Origin of the sequence: Demequina sp. (assembly GCA_024707205.1) — a bacterium.
GTDB lineage: Bacteria > Actinomycetota > Actinomycetes > Actinomycetales > Demequinaceae > Demequina.
Genome location: JANQAD010000001.1, coordinates 1,494,986 through 1,513,000, shown reverse-complemented (window position 1 = coordinate 1,513,000; position 18,015 = coordinate 1,494,986). Strand labels below are relative to the sequence as shown.

21 protein-coding genes and 1 pseudogene are annotated in these 18,015 nt (G+C 69.0%); 7 read left to right on the top strand and 15 right to left on the bottom strand.

From position 1 onward, the window contains the following. Nucleotides 1-52 precede the first annotated feature (52 nt). The 7 genes from NVV57_07860 to NVV57_07830 all read right to left on the bottom strand — a co-directional run bounded on the left by NVV57_07860 (nt 53) and on the right by NVV57_07830 (nt 5,160). Nucleotides 53-397 carry a hypothetical protein gene (locus NVV57_07860; GenBank protein MCR6712605.1) on the bottom strand — a complete coding sequence of 115 codons (345 nt, stop codon included), beginning with the start codon at nt 395-397 and terminating at the stop codon, nt 53-55. Next, nucleotides 397-1,206 carry a hypothetical protein gene (locus NVV57_07855; GenBank protein ID MCR6712604.1) on the bottom strand — a complete coding sequence of 270 codons (810 nt, stop codon included), beginning with the start codon at nt 1,204-1,206 and terminating at the stop codon, nt 397-399. The genes NVV57_07860 and NVV57_07855 overlap by 1 nt, the downstream gene beginning before the upstream one ends. Next, nucleotides 1,203-1,925 carry an ABC transporter ATP-binding protein gene (locus NVV57_07850; GenBank protein ID MCR6712603.1) on the bottom strand — a complete coding sequence of 241 codons (723 nt, stop codon included), beginning with the start codon at nt 1,923-1,925 and terminating at the stop codon, nt 1,203-1,205. The genes NVV57_07855 and NVV57_07850 overlap by 4 nt, the downstream gene beginning before the upstream one ends. After that, entirely contained in the window at nt 1,922-2,635 is a 714-nt protein-coding gene (locus NVV57_07845; GenBank protein MCR6712602.1) for a peptidoglycan-binding protein, read from the bottom strand. The genes NVV57_07850 and NVV57_07845 overlap by 4 nt, the downstream gene beginning before the upstream one ends. Before the next feature lie 403 nt (nt 2,636-3,038). Continuing rightward, the gene (locus NVV57_07840) at nt 3,039-3,497 is read right to left on the bottom strand and encodes a hypothetical protein (GenBank protein MCR6712601.1); all 459 of its coding nucleotides are present in this window, start codon (nt 3,495-3,497) and stop codon (nt 3,039-3,041) included. 134 nt (nt 3,498-3,631) lie between these two features. Then, a complete protein-coding gene (locus NVV57_07835; protein ID MCR6712600.1) occupies nt 3,632-3,817 on the bottom strand; it encodes a hypothetical protein in 186 nt (61 codons plus the stop codon). Nucleotides 3,818-4,035: 218 nt separating this feature from the next. Further along, on the bottom strand, nt 4,036-5,160 hold the full coding sequence (locus tag NVV57_07830) for a GuaB3 family IMP dehydrogenase-related protein (GenBank protein ID MCR6712599.1): 1,125 nt from the start codon (nt 5,158-5,160) through the stop codon (nt 4,036-4,038). Nucleotides 5,161-5,252: 92 nt separating this feature from the next. Between NVV57_07830 and NVV57_07825 the strand changes: the two genes are divergently transcribed. Beyond that, the gene (locus tag NVV57_07825; GenBank protein MCR6712598.1) at nt 5,253-5,993 is read left to right on the top strand and encodes an exonuclease domain-containing protein; all 741 of its coding nucleotides are present in this window, start codon (nt 5,253-5,255) and stop codon (nt 5,991-5,993) included. Here the strand turns inward: NVV57_07825 and hutI are convergent. The 7 genes from hutI to hutH are packed head-to-tail and all read right to left on the bottom strand — an operon-like array spanning nt 5,965 to nt 12,879. After that, entirely contained in the window at nt 5,965-7,137 is a 1,173-nt protein-coding gene (hutI, locus tag NVV57_07820; protein ID MCR6712597.1) for an imidazolonepropionase, read from the bottom strand. The two genes, NVV57_07825 and hutI, sit on opposite strands and share 29 nt — an antisense overlap. Next, nucleotides 7,134-7,385, bottom strand: a complete 252-nt coding sequence (locus NVV57_07815) for an amidohydrolase family protein (protein MCR6712596.1) — start codon at nt 7,383-7,385, stop codon at nt 7,134-7,136. Before NVV57_07815 ends, hutI begins: the two co-directional genes overlap by 4 nt. A gap of 29 nt (nt 7,386-7,414) precedes the next feature. Further along, nucleotides 7,415-8,464, bottom strand: a complete 1,050-nt coding sequence (locus tag NVV57_07810; GenBank protein MCR6712595.1) for an amidohydrolase family protein — start codon at nt 8,462-8,464, stop codon at nt 7,415-7,417. After that, complete coding sequence (locus NVV57_07805) at nt 8,461-9,408, bottom strand: M20/M25/M40 family metallo-hydrolase (GenBank protein MCR6712594.1); 948 nt, start codon at nt 9,406-9,408, stop codon at nt 8,461-8,463. The genes NVV57_07810 and NVV57_07805 overlap by 4 nt, the downstream gene beginning before the upstream one ends. Continuing rightward, nucleotides 9,345-9,671: a hypothetical protein gene (locus tag NVV57_07800; protein MCR6712593.1), complete on the bottom strand. Its 327-nt coding sequence runs from the start codon at nt 9,669-9,671 to the stop codon at nt 9,345-9,347. The genes NVV57_07805 and NVV57_07800 overlap by 64 nt, the downstream gene beginning before the upstream one ends. Further along, a complete protein-coding gene (locus tag NVV57_07795; GenBank protein MCR6712592.1) occupies nt 9,668-11,329 on the bottom strand; it encodes a urocanate hydratase in 1,662 nt (553 codons plus the stop codon). Before NVV57_07795 ends, NVV57_07800 begins: the two co-directional genes overlap by 4 nt. After that, nucleotides 11,326-12,879, bottom strand: coding sequence for a histidine ammonia-lyase (gene hutH / locus NVV57_07790; GenBank protein MCR6712591.1), 1,554 nt, complete (start codon nt 12,877-12,879; stop codon nt 11,326-11,328). The genes NVV57_07795 and hutH overlap by 4 nt, the downstream gene beginning before the upstream one ends. A gap of 122 nt (nt 12,880-13,001) precedes the next feature. Here hutH and NVV57_07785 point away from each other — a divergent pair, with 122 nt between their 5' ends. From NVV57_07785 to NVV57_07760, 6 genes and pseudogenes are all read left to right on the top strand, one after another. Continuing rightward, a complete protein-coding gene (locus NVV57_07785; GenBank protein MCR6712590.1) occupies nt 13,002-13,772 on the top strand; it encodes a helix-turn-helix domain-containing protein in 771 nt (256 codons plus the stop codon). Between the two features lie 26 nt (nt 13,773-13,798). Then, nucleotides 13,799-14,242, top strand: a complete 444-nt coding sequence (locus NVV57_07780) for a cyclase family protein (protein MCR6712589.1) — start codon at nt 13,799-13,801, stop codon at nt 14,240-14,242. After that, entirely contained in the window at nt 14,227-14,472 is a 246-nt protein-coding gene (locus NVV57_07775; GenBank protein MCR6712588.1) for a hypothetical protein, read from the top strand. Before NVV57_07780 ends, NVV57_07775 begins: the two co-directional genes overlap by 16 nt. A 29-nt stretch (nt 14,473-14,501) precedes the next feature. Continuing rightward, nucleotides 14,502-15,762: pseudogene (locus NVV57_07770) on the top strand (Glu/Leu/Phe/Val dehydrogenase). 39 nt (nt 15,763-15,801) lie between these two features. Continuing rightward, on the top strand, nt 15,802-16,041 hold the full coding sequence (locus NVV57_07765) for a hypothetical protein (GenBank protein MCR6712587.1): 240 nt from the start codon (nt 15,802-15,804) through the stop codon (nt 16,039-16,041). Then, nucleotides 16,025-16,372, top strand: a complete 348-nt coding sequence (locus tag NVV57_07760; GenBank protein ID MCR6712586.1) for a type II toxin-antitoxin system PemK/MazF family toxin — start codon at nt 16,025-16,027, stop codon at nt 16,370-16,372. Before NVV57_07765 ends, NVV57_07760 begins: the two co-directional genes overlap by 17 nt. On the opposite strand, the gene guaB is transcribed toward NVV57_07760, so the two are convergent. Beyond that, nucleotides 16,369-17,880 carry an IMP dehydrogenase gene (gene guaB / locus NVV57_07755; protein ID MCR6712585.1) on the bottom strand — a complete coding sequence of 504 codons (1,512 nt, stop codon included), beginning with the start codon at nt 17,878-17,880 and terminating at the stop codon, nt 16,369-16,371. The two genes, NVV57_07760 and guaB, sit on opposite strands and share 4 nt — an antisense overlap. Between the last annotated feature and the right edge of the window lie 135 nt (nt 17,881-18,015).

The window sequence follows — 18,015 nt, the reverse complement described above, 5'->3', positions numbered from 1 at the left end:
CCGGCGCAGGGCGCCCATGAGGTTGGTGGTGCGAAAGCCCCGAGTTCGGGGACTACGGCACGCGGAGAATTCGCAGCGGATCGCGGAAAGCCGCGTACGTGGCGATCGGCGTGCTCGTGACGAGCATCAGCAGAACGGCCAGGCCCGCGACGCCTGCGATGAACTGCCAGGTGGGCAGCGAACCGGTGGTGGCCGCCAGGGTCATGACCCCAGCGCCGATCCCCAGCGCCGTCCCGATGATGGCTCCTATCGTGGCCTGAGCGAGAACGGTCGCGACGAGGGCCGAACGGGTGGCGCCAAGTGCGCGGCGACGGCCGAAGTCCCGGCGCCTGGAGATGACGGCGGAGAGCACGGTGACGGCGATGATCACCGCACCGACGCCCATGACGACGGCCATCAGCTGCCGGGAGGCGGCGCCGAGCCGCCCGCGATGACGTCCCTTAGCGCGATCGCACCCTTGGGAGTCTCCACCGTGAGTGCGGCGGGATTGAGCGCGGGGGTCGAGGTCGTGAGGACGCTCTCGAGGCGGTCGATGACGGTGACGTCGCTCGCCAGCACGTACACGTAGCGCAGCGTGTCCACGTCGTCGGGGTTCGACGCGATGAGGACCGAGTCGTTCAGGTTTGCCAGCGGCCCTGTCGCCTGGAACACGCCGACGACGCCCACCGGGTCGGCGATCGGGTCGGCGATCGCGCGGACTCTGCCCAGGCCGGGGCCTAGGTTCAGCGCGCCCGTCGCGCTCACTCCAACGATCGCCTCCCCTGGGCGGGGCGCACGGCCCTGTACCAGGATGAAGTCCGGCGGGACCTCACCCACCATGGCGCGCGCGCCCACGGGCGATGCGGGCAGCGCGGGATTCACCATGTCCACTGCGGGACCCAGACCGAGCGTCCACGTGACGTCGGAAAGCCTCGCCAGCGTGGAAGGCGCCGAGGGAAGAATGCCCGCCGCACCGCCGTCGTCCGAGATGACGATGAGGCGGGTCCCGGCGGAATCGATCTGGCCGACAACCTGCGCCTCGTTCGCTGCGGCCTGGCCCGTGGTGACCAGGACCGAGAAACTCACGGTGGCCAGCACCAAGACGAGAGTGAGCGTGGTCGCCACCTGGGCGCGGGCACCGGTGCCAGCGTCTCTGATCAGCTCCGCGAATCGCGGAACTCCTGGCCACGGCCCAGTCGCCTCCATGTCGCGAGTCCTCGATGTCATGCGGTCACCCGCGAGTGCAACTGGGCTCCGCCGTCTGCGGTGAGCCGGATCTCGTGGTCGGAGCGGGACGCAAGGGTTCTGTCGTGCGTTGCGAGGATCACGGTTCCGCCGCGTGCCGCGCGGCCCACCAGCGCCTGCCACACGACCTCGGCCGAGTCATCGTCGAGATTGCCCGTGGGCTCGTCCGCGAAGACGACGCGCGGGTCGGTGAGGAGGGCGCGACAGACTGCGACGCGCTGGGCCTGGCCCCCGGAAATCTCTCCAGGCCGGTGGTCGGCCCTATGCTCCACGCCAAAGCGGGTCAGCATCGCGCGCGCTCTGCTGGCGGCGTCGGCGTGTGACATGCCCGCGAAGAGGCCGGAGTCACAGACATTGGCCAGCACGGTTCGGGAGGGATCGAGCAGGGCGTCCTGAAAGACGAACCCTACTTGAGCGGCACGAAGCCTCGACCGGGCGGCGTCCGGCAGGCTCGAGGCCGCGGTGCCATTCCAGACGACCTCGCCCCCCGACGGCCGGATCATCAGCGCGAGCAGGTACAGCAGGGTCGACTTACCGGAGCCCGAGGGCCCTGTGAGGGTCGTGACCGCGCCGGTCGGAATGTCCACCGTCAGATTCTCGATGACGGCAGCCACGCTCGACCGGTAGGCGAAGCTGAGGCCACGAGCGCCGACGGCAGCTCGCGCTTCCGGACCGGCCGCGTCACCGGCGGCCACGCTCATGGCGCCGGCGTCCGCGACTCGGCGGGTGAGCCCTCGGTCGGCGACGCCGGCGTGCCAGCCAGGACCACTGTGGTGCCGTCCTCCACCCCACCGAGCACGACGCTGCCCTGACCTTGGCCCAGGATGGTCACCGGCACCTGGGTACCGTCCACAAGCACAACGTAGGGGTCTCCGGCGGCGGTGAACCACACCGCGGCGGCAGGCACACCGGGGCCCGTCACCGAAGGGATCAGGATCTGCTGTGCGGGGTAGACGGCCTCGGCGGGGTTCAACGACACCTGTTCGCATTCGTCGGCGCACACGGACGTGCCGTCTTGCCGCCTCAGCGTCAACATCGTGTTGTTCGACTGATCTACCTGGGAACTCGCAACCACCGTCTGCACCGTCTCGTCACCGAAGGTCACCTCGATGGGCAGCGACGGGTCATAGGTGGAGCCCGAGGTGATCGTGGCGGTGAATTCTGGCTCCCCGTCGAGCACCGACAGCACCACGTCTCCGGGGCTGAGGCGCTTGCCCACCTGAACGTCATCGGCCACCCGCACCCGCGCCGGCAGCCTCGCAGCGAAGACTATGTCGCTGGCGCGCACAATCCCGTCCTTCTCCACGCCGAGCTTCGCCTGCCACGCCCGCACCGCCTGCTTCGTGACCGGGCCAAAGTCGCCGTCAGCGGCGCCGTCGAGGTAGCCAAGGTCAATGAGAAAGCGCTGCACTTGCGCAACATCGGCCCCGTGGTCCCCTGGGACAGGTCGCGGAACGCGGGAACTGTGCCGACCGCGGCCACCACTGGTCGCAGGTCTACCGAGTACAGGCGGTCGCCAACGCGGGCGGTGTCACCGTCCGCGACCACGAGCGACGTCAGCACTCCCGACGCCGCGCCAACCCCGAACGGGCGGGCGACCCATGTTGCGGCGACGGCCACAGGTATTGACTGGCCCACGGTCGTCTCAGCGACCTCGACCGTCGCAGGCGCGTCAGCGGCCCCATCTACAAGCGGAGGCGCGAACGCCCACCTTCCGAAGACCAGGCCAAGAGCCAACGCGACGACCAAGGCGAGGACCCATGGCCACGCGCCCCAGAGTCGGGCCGACTTCCGCGCCTCAGCAGTTGCCACGCTCAATAGTCCGATGTGGGTGCGAGTATTTGGAAGTTGGGTCCCGGTTGAGGACATGCCTGGGCGAGCGCGAACAACTTGTCTTGGGCGAGCGCGTTCTGGCCAACGACCAAATCGTCATAGGGGTTCCAGGCCGACTGCCAGTCAGAGTCCTTCCACGTCTCCGCGCTAGGCGGCTCCGGTACCTCAAAGCCGTGTGCGACGATGCAGTCCCGAGTGTCGATCATTCGCCCATAGGCCGTGTCCGTCAACGTCTTGTCGGCCAGGAAACTCGGCAGTGGAAATCTGGCATTGCAGTCCGCGGAGGCCTTCTCCAACAGCGCCTGAGTCGCAGGATCTTGTGGGAGATTGACGAACCCAACACTGCCAGCCATGTTCTTAACCGCGTGAAGTCCGTACTCGGCGTAACAAGCGATCTGCCCGTTCTGGAATTGCTCGCTCTCTTGTCGGACGTCCGCCATCCATCCTGGCTCCTCCCATTGCGGAGCAACAGAGAGCACCGGAGCCGGTGTCGTGCACCCAGCGGCAAGTATCAGCAGCCCGGCGCCCAGTCCAACCGCGAAGAGGGCCCGACGAATTGCGACGACGCGCACACTCAGGTTCCGCAGTAACCGTAGCCCGATGTCGCGCCGGCACCCGTGACAGACCAGTTCGCAGACGACGAGGCGCTCGGCACCGTGACGTTGTATCCGCTGCCGGGCGTCGTGTCGGTGTATGAGTTTCCACCCGCCACCACCTTGATGGTGCCCGAATTTCCCTTGTGTCCGGTGGCCTTGACCACGGTGCTGATGGGGCAACTCTGTTATCCGCTCCAACTTCCGGCTGAGGCGGCCGTTGCCACCGCGGGCAGAGCCACGCCGAGAAGGATTGCCCCCACCGCAATTCGCGCTTTCCGATCTAGTTGCCTCATGATCACCCCGTCATAGTGGAGGGCGCCGTTGCCCTCAGCCAAACGCTGGCATGGAAAACGTTTTCGTGCAAGCGTTGCGCGGGAGGTTCCTAGTGCGGCTGGTACGGGCTGACGACGATGTCCACCCGCTGGAACTCCTTGAGGTCGCTGTAGCCCGTGGTGGCCATGGACCGGCGCAGCGCGCCCATGAGGTTGGTGGTGCCGTCCGCGGTGGTCGCGGGGCCTTGAAGGATCTGCTCGAGCGTGCCGACCGTTCCCACGTGCACCCGCTCGCCGCGGGGCAGCTCCGGGTGGTGCGCCTCGGGGCCCCAGTGGTAGCCCGCGCCCGGCGCCTCTTCCGCACGAGCGAGCGCGGCGCCGACCATCACAGCGTCGGCCCCGCACGCGATGGCCTTGACCATGTCGCCGCTGCGGCCAACGCCGCCGTCCGCGATGACGTGCACGTACCGGCCCCCGGACTCGTCGAGGTAGTCGCGGCGGGCGGCGGCAGCGTCGGCCACCGCCGTGGCCATGGGCGCGTGAATGCCGAGCGAGGTGCGCGTGGTCTGCGCGGCCCCGCCGCCAAAGCCAACGAGCACACCCGCGGCGCCCGTGCGCATGAGGTGCAGCGATGCCTGGTAAGTGGACGCGCCGCCGACGATCACGGGCACGTCCAGCTCATAGATGAACTTCTTGAGGTTGAGGGGCTCCTCGCCGGCGGAGACGTGCTCCGCGCTGACTGTGGTGCCGCGAATGACGAAGAGATCCACCCCGGCCTTCAGCACCGTGCCGTAGAACTCCTGGGTGCGCTGCGGGCTGAGGGCGCCGGCGACGGTGACGCCCGCCGCGCGAATCTCCTGGAGCCGCGCGGTGATGAGTTCCTCCTTCACCGGCTCCGCGTAGATCTGCTGCATGCGCTTGGTGGCGTCCGCGCCGTCCAGCTGTGCGATCTCCTCAAGCTGCGCCGTTGGGTCCTCGTAGCGGGTCCACACGCCCTCAAGGTCCAGCACGCCGAGGCCGCCGTGGCGACCCAGGTCAATGGCGGTCGCCGGGGACATCACCGAGTCCATGGGAGCGGCGATGACGGGAATGGAGAACTCGAAGGCGTCAATCTGCCAGCGCAGAGACACGTTCTGGGGGTCGCGCGTGCGGCGACTGGGCACGATGGCCACGTCGTCGAAGGAGTAGGCGCGGCGACCGCGCTTTCCGCGGCCGATCTCGATCTCGTTGCTCACCCACCCAGCCTACCGGCGCGCGCCTTGGTGGCCCGAGCGCTCACCAGCCACACCGTCGGGCCGATGTCACCGGCCCGTGGGAGAGTTGCCCCATGACCTGGCTAGACGAACCGATGGTGGGCTTCGACACCGAGACAACGGGCGTGTCCACCGCCACCGACCGCATCGTGACCGCGGCGCTCATCACGCGCACGGGAAACGGCGAGCCCACGCAGCGCACGTGGCTCATCGACCCTGGTATTCCCATCCCCGCGCGGGCAACGGAGGTGCACGGCATCACCACTGAGCGGGCCCGCGCTGAGGGCCAAACACCGGCCGACGCTCTGGCCGAGATCGCGGAGCTCCTCGCCTCCGCGCTGGGTTCCGGGATTCCGGTGGTCGGCTTCAACGTGCAGTACGACCTCTCGATCCTGGAGACGGAGCTTGCCCGCAACGGACTGCCCACCCTCGCTGAGCGGCTGCCCGGCGGGATTCGACCCATCGTGGATCCGCTCGTCCTTGACCGCCACCTCGACCGCTACCGCCGCGGCAAGCGCAAGCTCATCGACATGTGCGAGACCTATGGCGTGAGCGTCAACCCCGACGCCCTGCACGCCGCCGATGCGGACGTGCTCGCCACGCTGGATCTGGTGCGCGCGATCGCGGCTCGGTATCCGACGCTCGGCCAGGTGGCGCTGAACGATCTTCACGACCAGCAGGTTGAGGCGCACCGCGTGTGGGCCCTGCACTTCGCGAGCTACCTCGCGGGCAAGGGCATCACCGAGGACCTTCCCAGTCCGCTGTGGCCCGTCTCGGCCCCTGCAACTACGCGGATGGAGCCTTCCGAGCTGTAGTGCGCTCGACCCCGTCCTGCCACACGCGGGTGACGAGCGGCACGCCAGGGCGGTACGCGAGGTGCGTAGCCGAGGGCGCTTCGAGCACCGCGATGTTCGCGCGGGCACCGGGAGAGAGGTGGCCAACATCGTCGCGGCGCAGCGCCTGGGCTCCACCGGCCGTGGCCGCCCAGATCGCCTCGGCAGGCGTCATGCGCATCTCGCGCACCGCCCACGCGATGACCATGGGCATCGATGTCGTGAACGACGACCCAGGGTTGCAGTCCGACGCCAGCGCCACCGTGACACCGGCGTCGAGGAGCCTGCGTGCGTCCGTCCAGGGCAGCCGGGAGGAGAACTCCACGCCGGGCAGCAGCGTCGCGACCGTTCGAGAACGCGCGAGCATCTCGATGTCCGCGTCCGAGAGGAAGCTCGCGTGGTCGACCGCGGCCGCGTCGAGCTCGACCGCGAGCGCGATCGCGTCGGACGGCCCCAACTGGGCGGCATGCAAGCGCACGCCCAGTCCCTTCGCGATCCCAGCCCTCAGCACCCTCTCCGACTCGTCGCGGGTGAAGGCGCCCTCCTCGCAGAACACGTCGATCCACCGCGCATGGGGCGCGCAGGCGTCGAGCATCGGCCCGGTAACGAGCGACAGGTACTCATCCCTGTCGGCGTCCGCGGGCACCACGTGGGCCCCCAGAAAGGTGACCTCGTCAGTGACCTGCGCCGCGAGCCTCACCGAGCGCTCCTCAGTGGCGAGGTCGAGCCCATAGCCGGACTTGACCTCGATGGTGGTGGTTCCCTGCCTCAGGGCCTCCGCGACGAGCTTGCGCAGGTTCGCGAGGAGCTCATCGTCTGACGCGGCGCGGGTGCGCGCCACCGTGGTGCGAATGCCACCTGCCTCGTATGGGGCGCCTTCCATGCGGGCCACGAACTCGCCAGCGCGGTCCCCCGCGAAGACGAGGTGCGTGTGCGAGTCGACGAAACCGGGAAGCGCGGCCGCGCCGTCGAGGTCGACGGCGCTGTCCGCCGCGGGTGCCGCAGCCGCGTCGCCGACCCACGCGACGAGGCCCTCGTCGATGACGATCGCGGCGCTGGTGCGGACGGGACGCTCGTCCTCGTGAGTCGTCAGCTCCCCGATACCCGTGAGGAGCGTCGAGTTCACGTCCACACCTCCTCGATAGCCGCGCGCAGCGCATCGCGCGCGGGGCCAGCTGTGTGTGCACCGTCTCGCACTACGACCGTGCCTCCGACAACCGTATGCCGCACGTCCGCCGCCGTGGCGGACAGCCACGACCTCGCAAGGTCGGTGCCGACGGTCCTGGCCGACGCCGGGTCGATGACGACGAGGTCCGCAAGCGCTCCGACGGCGATCTCGCCGCCCTGCCAGCCGAGGCTTCGATAGCCCCCCAAGCGTGCCGGTCGCGAGCAACTCCTCCTGGCTAAAGCGCGAACGCCGCCCGGTGGCAAGGCGCTCGTGGCCCTCGAGTTGGCGGCACTCGTCGAACGGGTCGACGACGACGTGTTGATCGGAGCCAACGGCGAGTCCGACCCCCGCATCTGCCAGTTCGCGCGCGGGGCCGATGCCGTCGCCGAGGTCGCGCTCCGTTGACGGGCACATGCACACCATCGAGTCTGATTCGGCGAGCAGGCGGACGTCGGCGGGGCTGAGGTGGGTCGCATGGACCGCGGTGAATCGCGGCGACAGCACCCCCGGCCCGCGCGAGAACCTCGACGGGTGACGCACCGTACGCCGCGCCAACCTGAGCGTTCTCCGCCGGCTGTTCGGAGACGTGCGCGTGGAGCGGCTCGTCGGAGTCCGCCGCTTCGAGGAGGGCCGGCAGATCAGCGGGATCCACCGCGCGCAGCGAATGCAGCGCCGCTCCCCTCCTCACCAGCGGTCCGGTGATCGCGGCCAACTCCTCGTGGCGGTCACGCCACTCGCGTGCCGTGTCGAGGAAGGGGCGCTGCGCGTCGCTGCCCGTCAACGGGTTGCCGTGCTCGTCGAGCCCGCCACGCAGATACGCGGTGTGGAGGAGCGTCAACCGGATCCCCACGCCCCGCGCCGCGTCGGCGAGCGCCTGGGCCATCGCCCCGTGGGGCGCATACGCTGCGCCGTCCGGGCGGCGGTGAAGATAGTGAAACTCGCCGACGGCGGTGTAGCCGGCTTCGAGGAGCTCCGCGAAGAGGGCGCGGGCGAGCGAGTGGTACCGATCCGGGTCCAGGCGGCCGGCCGCGCGGTACATGAGGTCCCGCCATGCCCAGAAGTCGTCGCCGTCCGCGTCCGTGCGTCCGCGCAGGAGGCGGTGAAAGGCATGCGAATGGGCGTTGGCGAAGCCGGGCAGGGCCAGGCCATCGAGCGCCACGTGGTCCGCCGTCCTCGCCGTGCCCGGGGACACCGCCGTGATTCGCCCGTCGGCGTCGACGTCCACCGCGACGTCGGCGAGTACCTTGCCGTCGACGAGTGCGTTTTCGAGATGCAGTCGAGTCATCGCAACGCCTCAAGGAGCGAGACGATGGCCACGGCCGCTAGGTGCGCGTCAGCGTCATCCGCGTGCTCGCCCGCGGCGTGCGACGTGCCGTCAAGATTGCGCACAACCAGCATTGCCGCAGGTATTCCCGCCTCCGCGAGCACGCCGCTGTCGTGGCCTGCCCCCGACGGCAGGCGCGGTGCCGGTACGCCGCTCGCCGCTTGCGCGGCGCCCGCGAGAGCGTCGGAGAGCCCCTCATCAAACGGCGTGGCAGCGGTCCAGCTCTCGAGCACCGCGCTCACGCCGAGCGCCGCAGCCACGCGCTCGGCGAGCAACGGCACCCTCTCCGCGTCGGCACCACGGGCGTCGATCCACATCGTGGCGAGCGAGGCGATCGCGTTGACCGCTCCGGGCACCACGGAGACCTTGCCCACCGTTGCGATGACGCCCAGCTCGTGAGCCATCTCCCTGACCAGGAGGATTCCCCTCGCCATGGTGAGCACGGGATCGTCCCTGTCCTCGAGCGCCGTGGTCCCGGCGTGATTGGGGGTTCCCGGGATGTCGACGCGCCACCGGCCGTGGGCCCAGATCTCGGTCAGCACCCCGAGCGGCGCACCGGCGGCGGCCAGCCCGCGCACCTCCGGCGACGAGCCGATCACCGGCAGGTGTCCCTGCTCGATGTGCGGTTCCACGAACGCGCCTATGCGGCGGACCCGATCGGGGTCCGCGCCGACGCGAGCAGGCTCCAGGCCGGCGGCGGTCATCGCCTGCTCGAGGGTGACGCCATCGCGATCCGCGAGCGCGAGCGCGCGCGAGCGGTCGACGGCCCCCGTCATGAGCCGCGATCCCAGGCAGGCAAGCCCAAAGCGCCCACCCTCCTCCTCCGTGAAGTTCACCACCGCTATCGGCCGGGTGGGGGCGAATCCCCGCGAGCGCAGTTCGCCGACGGCGGCGAAAGCAGCCACCACCCCCAGCGGGCCATCCCACCTCCCCCGTCGGGCACGGAATCGAGATGAGACCCCACCACGACCGCCGTTCCCGGGAGGTGCTCGTCCCACCACGCCCACTGGTTGCCGTTGCGATCCACCTCAAGCATCAGGCCCAGCTCGTCGGCCCGCGCACCGAACCAGGCGCGGCATTCGAGGTCGGCCTCGCCGAACGAAGCCCTGTTCACGGAGCCGTCAGCGCCGATGCCCGCTCGGCTCAACACCGGTGGGAGGAAGCTCATGGCGCCTCGGTCATGGGGATCCGCACCCCGCGCTCCGCGGCGACCTCCGCGGCTCGCTCGTAACCCGCGTCAACGTGACGGATCACGCCCATACCAGGATCGTTGGACAGCACCCGCGCAAGCTTCTGCTGCGCGAGTTCCGTGCCGTCGGCGACCGTCACCTGGCCGGCGTGCAGGGAACGACCTATTCCGACGCCCCCGCCATGGTGAATTGACACCCAGGTGGCGCCCGACGCTGTGTTGACTAGGGCGTTGAGCAGCGGCCAGTCTGCGATCGCGTCGGAACCGTCGAGCATGGCCTCGGTTTCGCGGTAGGGAGACGCCACGGAGCCGGAGTCGAGGTGGTCGCGCCCGATGACGATGGGGGCGGAGATCTCGCCTGCCGCTACGAGTTCGTTGAACCTCAGGCCCGCGCGATCCCGCTCCCCGTAGCCGAGCCAGCAGATTCTGGCCGGGAGACCTTGGAAGCGCACCTTGCGTTCCGCGAGGCGAATCCACCTCGCGAGCGACTCGTTCTCCGGGAAGAGCTCCAGGATCGCGCGGTCGGTGACGGCGATGTCGTGGGGATCCCCACTGAGGGCGGCCCAGCGGAAGGGGCCCTTGCCCTCCGCGAACAGCGGCCGGATGTAGGCGGGCACGAATCCGGGGAAGGCGAACGCATCGGCGAAGCCCGCGGCCTTCGCCTCCGTGCGAATGTTGTTGCCGTAGTCGAAGACCTCCGCGCCCGCAGACTGGAAGCCGACCATCGCTTCCACGTGCCGCGCCATGGATTCGCGCGCTAGATCGGCGAAGCCCGGATCCTTGCGGGCCTCGACCCAGTCGTCGAAGGCCACGCTCGCGGGAAGGTACGCGAGGGGATCGTGAGCCGAGGTCTGATCGGTGACGATGTCGATCTCGGCGCCCATCGCGAGCAGGCGCGGGTGAGTGATGGCCGCGTTCCCGAGGACTCCGATCGAGAGTGCCTCCTTGCGGTCTCTGGCCCCGTAAGCGAGTTCGAGGGCGTGCTCGAGGCTCTTCGCCTGCACGTCGAGGTACTCGTGCTCAATCCGCCGATCGATTCGTGACTGGTCCACATCGACGCAGATCGCCACACCCCCGTTCATGGTGACGGCGAGCGGCTGTGCTCCGCCCATGCCGCCGAGGCCGGCCGTCAGCGTGATCGTGCCCGCGAGCGACGCTCCGTCAGCCGACTCGCCCCTGCGCGAAGCAAGCGCAGCGGCAACCGCCGCGAAGGTCTCGTACGTGCCCTGCAGGATGCCCTGGGTGCCGATGTAGATCCACGATCCCGCCGTCATCTGGCCGTACATCGTGAGGCCCATGGCCTCGAGCCTGCGGAACTCGTCCCACGTCGCCCAGTCGCCGACCAGGTTCGAGTTGGCGATGAGCACCCTTGGGGCCCACTCGTGCGTGGTCATCACGCCGACGGGCTTGCCGGACTGCACGAGCAGCGTCTCGTCCGACTTGAGCGTCGTGAGCGTGCGGACGATCGCGTGGTACGCCTCCCACGACCTCGCGGCACGGCCGGTGCCCCCGTAGACGACGAGGTCGTCCGGGTGCTCGGCGACCTCGGGGTCGAGGTTGTTCTGCAGCATCCTGAGGGCGGCCTCCTGCTGCCAGCCGAGCGTGTGCAGCTCGTTGCCGCGATGCGCCGTGATCATGCGTACAGTCCCTTCACCAGCGTGCCGTTCGCGACGAGCTCCACCGCGGCCGCGATCTCCGGCGCGAGGTAGCGATCTGGCCCAACGCCCGGCACGCGCTCGCGCAGCATCTCGAGAATGCGAGCGATGGCGGGGGCGCTGCCTTCGGCGCGCATCTCGATCCCGCGAGCGGCGGTGATCACCTCGATCGCGAGCACTCGCGTGAGGCCGTCGATAGAGCGGCGGAGCTTGCGGCCGGCCGACCATCCCATCGAGACGTGGTCCTCTTGCATCGCCGAGGTGGGTATCGAGTCGACGGACGCGGGCACCGCAAGGCGCTTGAGCTCGGAGACGATCGCCGCTTGCGTGTATTGGGCGATCATGTGCCCGGAGTCGACGCCCGGGTCCGACGCGAGGAACGCGTGAAGGCCGCCGTTGCGGGAGCGGTCAAGAAAGCGGTCGGTGCGGCGCTCCGACATAGACGCGACATCGGCGACGGCGATCGCGAGGAAGTCGAGAACGTAGCCAAGTGGCGCTCCGTGGAAGTTCCCGTTCGACTCAACCCTGCCGTCGGGCAGAACCACCGGATTGTCGATGGCGGACGCAAGCTCGATGCGCGCGACCGCGTCGGCATGAGCGACCGTGTCGCGCGCGGCGCCGTGAACCTGGGGCGCGCAGCGCAGCGAGTAGGCGTCCTGCACGCGCGTGAAGCCCGATTCCTTGTGTGCGCTGACGACCGGCGAGCCGGCGAGTGCCGCGCGCATGTTCGCCGCGGACTCCGCTTGCCCGGGATGGGGCCTTAGCGCCTGGATGTCCGCGGCGAACACCGCGTCCGTCCCCGCGAGTCCCTCGATGCTCATCGCGGCCGCGATGTCGGCCGTCAGCATGAGGCGGTCCAGATCGGCGAGCGCGAGGCACAGCATGCCGAGCATCCCGTCGGTGCCGTTGATGAGGGCGAGGCCCTCCTTCTCGTGCAGCAGGATGGGGGTGATGCCCGCCGCGGCGAGCGCGTCCGCCGCGGTCGTTAGCTCGCCGGGCGCCCCTGAGGTCCCGAGGCGCACCTCACCCTCTCCCATCGCGGCGAGCGCGCAGTGGGCGAGCGGCGCAAGATCGCCGGAGCAGCCGAGCGAGCCGTACTCGCCTACGACGGGGGTGATCCCGGCGTTGAGCATGGCGACGTACACGTCGGCTACCCGCCGTGACACCCCGGTGCGCCCGGTGGCCAGGGTCGCGAGCCGCAGCACCATCGTGGCGCGAACCACCTCGCGCTCGACCTCGGGGCCGGAAGACGCGGCGTGCGAGCGCACGAGCGACCGCTGCAGTTCGATGCGCCGAGCGGGCGGAATGTGCTCGGTCGCGAGCGCCCCAAAGCCTGTGGAGACCCCGTAGTGCGGGCGCGCGTCCTGCGCGAGGTCCTCGATGATGCGGCGAGACCGATCGATGCGCTCGTGCGCCTCATCCGACAGCACGATGACGGCGTCGTGGCGTGCAACCGCAACGACATCTCGGGGGGTCAGTGCGCCGTCGCCGATCGTGACAACCGCGGGCGTCGCTTCCACCTGAGCAGCCATGGGGACTTCCTTTCGCCTGTCCGCCATTGAACGCCGCCTCCCACCCTCATGGCCACGGGTGTCCGCGATATTGTGTCTGGGATACCAGACATTCTGCGTCCCGCGTCGGCGAGGTGACATCCATGGCGAGCAACGTTCCCGCCGCTTCAGCGGCGCTGCGCATGATCCGGTATCTCGCCGCCGTGGCCGCCCCCGCGCGGGCGGCGGTCATCGCGCGGGATCTGGAACTCCCGAGGTCGTCCGTCTATCACCTGCTCCGCGTGCTCATGGACGAGGGATTCGTGGTCCACTTCCCCGAGGACCGCGTATACGCCCTGTCCCCCTTGCTCGGCGACCTGGGGCTTGCCACGCAGCGGACCGATCAGCTGGCGCGGCTTGGCAGGCCCATCCTCGAGCGGCTCGTTCAGCGCAGCGCGGTGCCGGTCGTGGCGCACCTGGCCGTGCGGTCCGATACCGAGGTGATGTACCTCGCGCGTGAGCAGGGGATTCGCGCTCCCACCACGGTCACGAGCATCGGCGTGCGCTTGCCCGCACATCTCACCGCAACAGGGCGTGCTCTTCTCTCTCTGCTCGCACCCGCTCAGGTGCGCGCGCTCTATCCCCACGCCGCGGGCTTCTCCATGCGCGACACCACGGGAGCGGAGGCGCTCAAGGAACTGGCCACCGTGATCGCTCAGGCGCGCACACGTGGCTGGGCCACCGAAGATGGCGAGATCGTGCGCGACTACGGCTCCACAGCGTCGGCCGCAGTGGACCGCAATGGCATGCCGGTCGCGGCCATCGGTCTCACCTTCAATCGGGAGCGAGCCGCCGAGGACACGTGGGCGACGCTCGGGGCCGCCGTCGCGGGCGCGGCGCACGAGCTGTCCGCACGTGTGGCCGGCCGGTACTGAGCGCCCTCCGTGACTAGGCTCTGAGCGTGTCTCGCGTCATTGACCTCAGCCAGCGAATCCGGGACGGCCTCGTCACCTACCCTGGCCACCCCGCCGTTTCCTTCTCTCCGTGGCTGACCCGTGAGGACTCCCGCGCCCACTACGCGCCCGGCACCGAGTTCGCGCTCGACATGATCACCATGATCGGCAACACCGGCACCTACCTCGACTCGCCGTTCCACCGCTATGTGGGCGGCGCGGATCTGGCGGGTCTGGCTCTAGAGACTCTCGTGGACCTCCCCACGGAGGTGGTGCGGCTGCCGGCTGCGGTCTTGGGTGAGAGCCGCGGGATTTCCGCCGCGCACCTCGAGGGCCGCGACGTTGCGGGCAAAGCGGTGCTGCTGAACACCGGCTGGGACGTGCACTTCGGACGCCGGCGTACGGCGACCCGGCGCCGTTCCTCGCGGCCGACGGCGTGGAATGGCTGGTAGCGGCGGGCGCGGTCCTGGTCGGGATCGACTCGGTCAACATCGACGACACGTACGCGGGCGGCGAACGGCCAGCGCACAGCGGCCTGCTCGCGGCGGGCGTGCACGTCGTGGAGCACCTGACGAACCTCGGGGCGCTGCCGGACTCCGGCGCGCGATTCTTTGCGGCGCCGCCCGCCGTCGAGGGCTTCGGAACCTTCCCCGTTCGTGCGTTCGCCCTGGTCACGCCGTAGTAGATTCGTCAGTGACGAAAGAGGTCACAATGACGTGGTCTGCTCCCGTCGGTGAGGGCCCCCTTGCCGACGCTCGCGCCCAACTCGCCAACGCCGTCGGCCACCTTGGCTACGACGATGGCACCCACCAAATGCTCGCAACTCCGCGCCGCGAAATGGCCGTGAGCATTCCCCTGCGCCACGAGGATGGGCACACGTCCATCTACCTGGGCTACAGGGTGCAGCACAACTTCAGCCGCGGCCCTGCGAAGGGCGGCTTGCGGTTCGCGCCCAACGTGGACCTCGACGAGGTGCGCGCGCTCGCCATGTGGATGACGTGGAAGTGCGCGCTCGTCGACGTGCCGTATGGCGGCGCGAAGGGAGGCGTCGCGATAGACCCGCGAGCCCACACGCAGCTTGAACTCGAGCGGGTCACCAGGCGCTATACGAGCGAGATCCTGCCGATCATCGGCCCCGAGGTGGACATCCCCGCGCCCGACATGGGCACCAACGAGCAGACCATGGCCTGGATCATGGACACCTACTCCACGGCCATGGGTCACACCGTGCCCGGAGTGGTGACTGGCAAGCCCAGAGCCTCGGCGGCTCACTTGGCCGCGCGGCGGCGACGTCGCGAGGTGGGCGCACATCGCGGTACTCGCGATGGAGTCCCACGGCCTCGCGGCGAGCACCGCCACCGCGGCCGTTCAAGGCTTTGGCAAGGTGGGTCGCGACACCGCTCGCTTCCTGGACGACGCTGGGGTCGCCGTGCGCGCGGTGTCCGACATCGACGGCGCGATCTATAACCCGCACAGGCTCGACATCTTCGCGCTGTGTGAGCACGTTGACCGGACCGGCACCGTGGTGGGCTTCGAGGGATCGGAGCCCATCGCTCCCGCGGACCTGCTCACGCTGGACGTCGACGTGCTGGTCCCCGCCGCCCTTGAGGGCGTGCTCACGGGCGAGAACGCGGACAAAGTGCGCGCGAAGATCGTGGTCGAGGGCGCCAATGGTCCCACCACCAAGGAGGCCGATCAGATCCTTACCGACCGCGGTGTGCTCATGGTGCCGGACATCCTTGCGAACTCTGGCGGCGTCATTGTCAGTTACTTCGAGTGGGTGCAGGCGAATATGGCCTACCAGTGGACAGAGGCGGAGGTGAACGGCCGCCTCAAGGAGCGCATGACCAAGGCGTGGCGCGACGTGGTCGCGTTCTCCTCCGATCGGGAGCTCACGTATCGCGAGGCCGCAACCGTGCTCGCGGTGCAGCGGGTGACCGAAGCGCACCGCTTGCGAGGACTGTATCCGTAGGATGTAGACGTTTTGTCTACATCGGCGTACCGTCGAGGTATGGCTGACACCACCACCATTCGCGTCTCGCGGGAGGCGCACAGCAAGCTCGTCGAGCTCAGCGAGGCCACCGGCAAGTCGCTCGGGTCCGTGTTGGAGGACGCCCTCGAGGCGCTGCTCGCCCGCAAGTTCGCCGAAACGATCGTCGAGCAGATGGATGCCCTTCGCTCCGACCCCGAGGCGTGGGCAGACTACCTCGCCGACCTCGACCTGTCTGCAGGCCATGACCTCGATTGGTGACGTCTGGCTCGTCGACTTCGGCGAGCCGTTCCCGTCCGAACCTGCCCACACGCGGCCAGCCCTCGTCGTTGGTCCACCGAGCGACTTCGGCAGACACTTTCCCGTCGTTATCGTCGCTCCCATGACGACCACGCACCGTCGCATTGAGCTCCACGTCGAGATCGAACCCACTGCTCTCTCTGGGCTGTCACGGACCAGCTATGTGCAGCCGGAGGGCCTGCGCTCGGTCGCGAAGACCCGCCTCATTCGTCGCATCGGAAAGATTGACCCTCTCGACCTGCGAGCGGTGCGCGCGTCGATGGCGCAGTTGCTTGAACTGAGTGCTTTCTAGCTCCGCCCGGAGTAGTTGGGCGCCTCCACCGTCACCTGCACGTCGTGCGGGTGCGACTCCTTGAGCCCCGCGGGAGTGATCCGCACGAACTGACCTTTGGCCTGGAGGTCAGGGATCGTTCGCGCGCCCACGTAGAACATCGACTGCCCAAGCCCGCCAACGAGCTGGCGCACCACGGAGGACAGCGGCCCCTTGTAGGGAACCCGGCCCTCGACGCCCTCAGGAATGAGGTCGTCGTCGCTTGGAGCGTCGGCCTGGAAGTACCGGTCCTTCGAGTACGAGACCCGACCCCGTGAGGCCATCGCCCCAAGCGAGCCCATGCCCCGGTAGCTCTTGAACTGCTTGCCGTTGACCAGCACAAGGTCGCCAGGGGTCTCCTCGACGCCCGCGAAGAGCGAGCCCAGCATCACGGATGATGCCCCGGCAACCAGCGCCTTGGCGATGTCTCCGGAGTACTGAAGGCCGCCGTCGGCGATCACGGGCACGCCTGCGGGAGAGGCAGCAACCGCTGCCTCGTACACCGCGGTCACCTGCGGCACGCCAACCCCGGCGACCACGCGGGTGGTGCAGATGGAGCCCGGCCCAACGCCAACCTTGACCGCGTCGACGCCCGCCTCGACGAGCGCCGCGGCGCCGTCGCGCGTGGCCACGTTGCCGCCGATGACCTGCACGTGTGAGGTTGCGGGATCGGCCTTGAGGCGGCGAATCATGTCGATCATGGCGCGCGCGTGGCCGTGCGCGGTGTCCACCACCAGCACGTCTACCTCGGCGTCTACCAGGGACGTTGCGCGCTCCCATGCGTCCCCATAGAAGCCGACGGCCGCGGCGACCAAGAGCCGACCCTCGCCATCCTTTGACGCGAGCGGGTACTTCTCCGTCTTGACGAAGTCCTTGACCGTGATGAGGCCCGTGAGGCGGCCATCGGCGTCGACCAGCGGCAGCTTCTCCACGCGGTGCTTGGCGAGCAGCTCGGCGGCGTCGGCGTTGGCGATGCCCGCGTGTCCGGTGACGAGTGGCATGGGGGTCATGTGGTCGGAGACGCGACGGGTTGCGAACTCGGCCGGGTTCACGAACCGCAGGTCGCGGTTGGTGATGATGCCAAGCAGCGTGCGGTCCGGCGCGACCACCGGCAGCCCGGACACGCGGTACTTGGCGCACAGGGCGTCGAGCTCAGCGAGCGTGGCGTCTGGGCCCACGGTGACGGGATCCGTGATCATGCCGGATTCGGACCGCTTGACGATCTCGACCTGGTGGGCCTGGTCCTGGATGGACAGGTTCCGGTGGAGCACGCCGATGCCGCCGAGGCGGGCCAGCGCGATCGCGAGGCGGGACTCCGTCACGGTGTCCATCGCGGCACTCAAGAGGGGGAGGTGGATGCTCAGTTCGCGGGTTAGGCGGGTGGTCGTGTCGACCTCTGAGGGGATGACGTCGCTCTCTCCAGGAAGCAGAAGAACGTCGTCGTAGGTGAGTCCGGTGTAGCCGAAGGGGTCATTCGGGGCGGGCATCATTGCACGATTCTACAGTCCCGTCCAGTCCCCTAGAAGCGCTGGAAATTGGGGTTCCCAAGCGCGCCAGGACGCGGTAAGAATGGCACTAGGTGGTCCGCGACGTCGAGGATTTACTCCTGGCGAAGCAACCGCTGC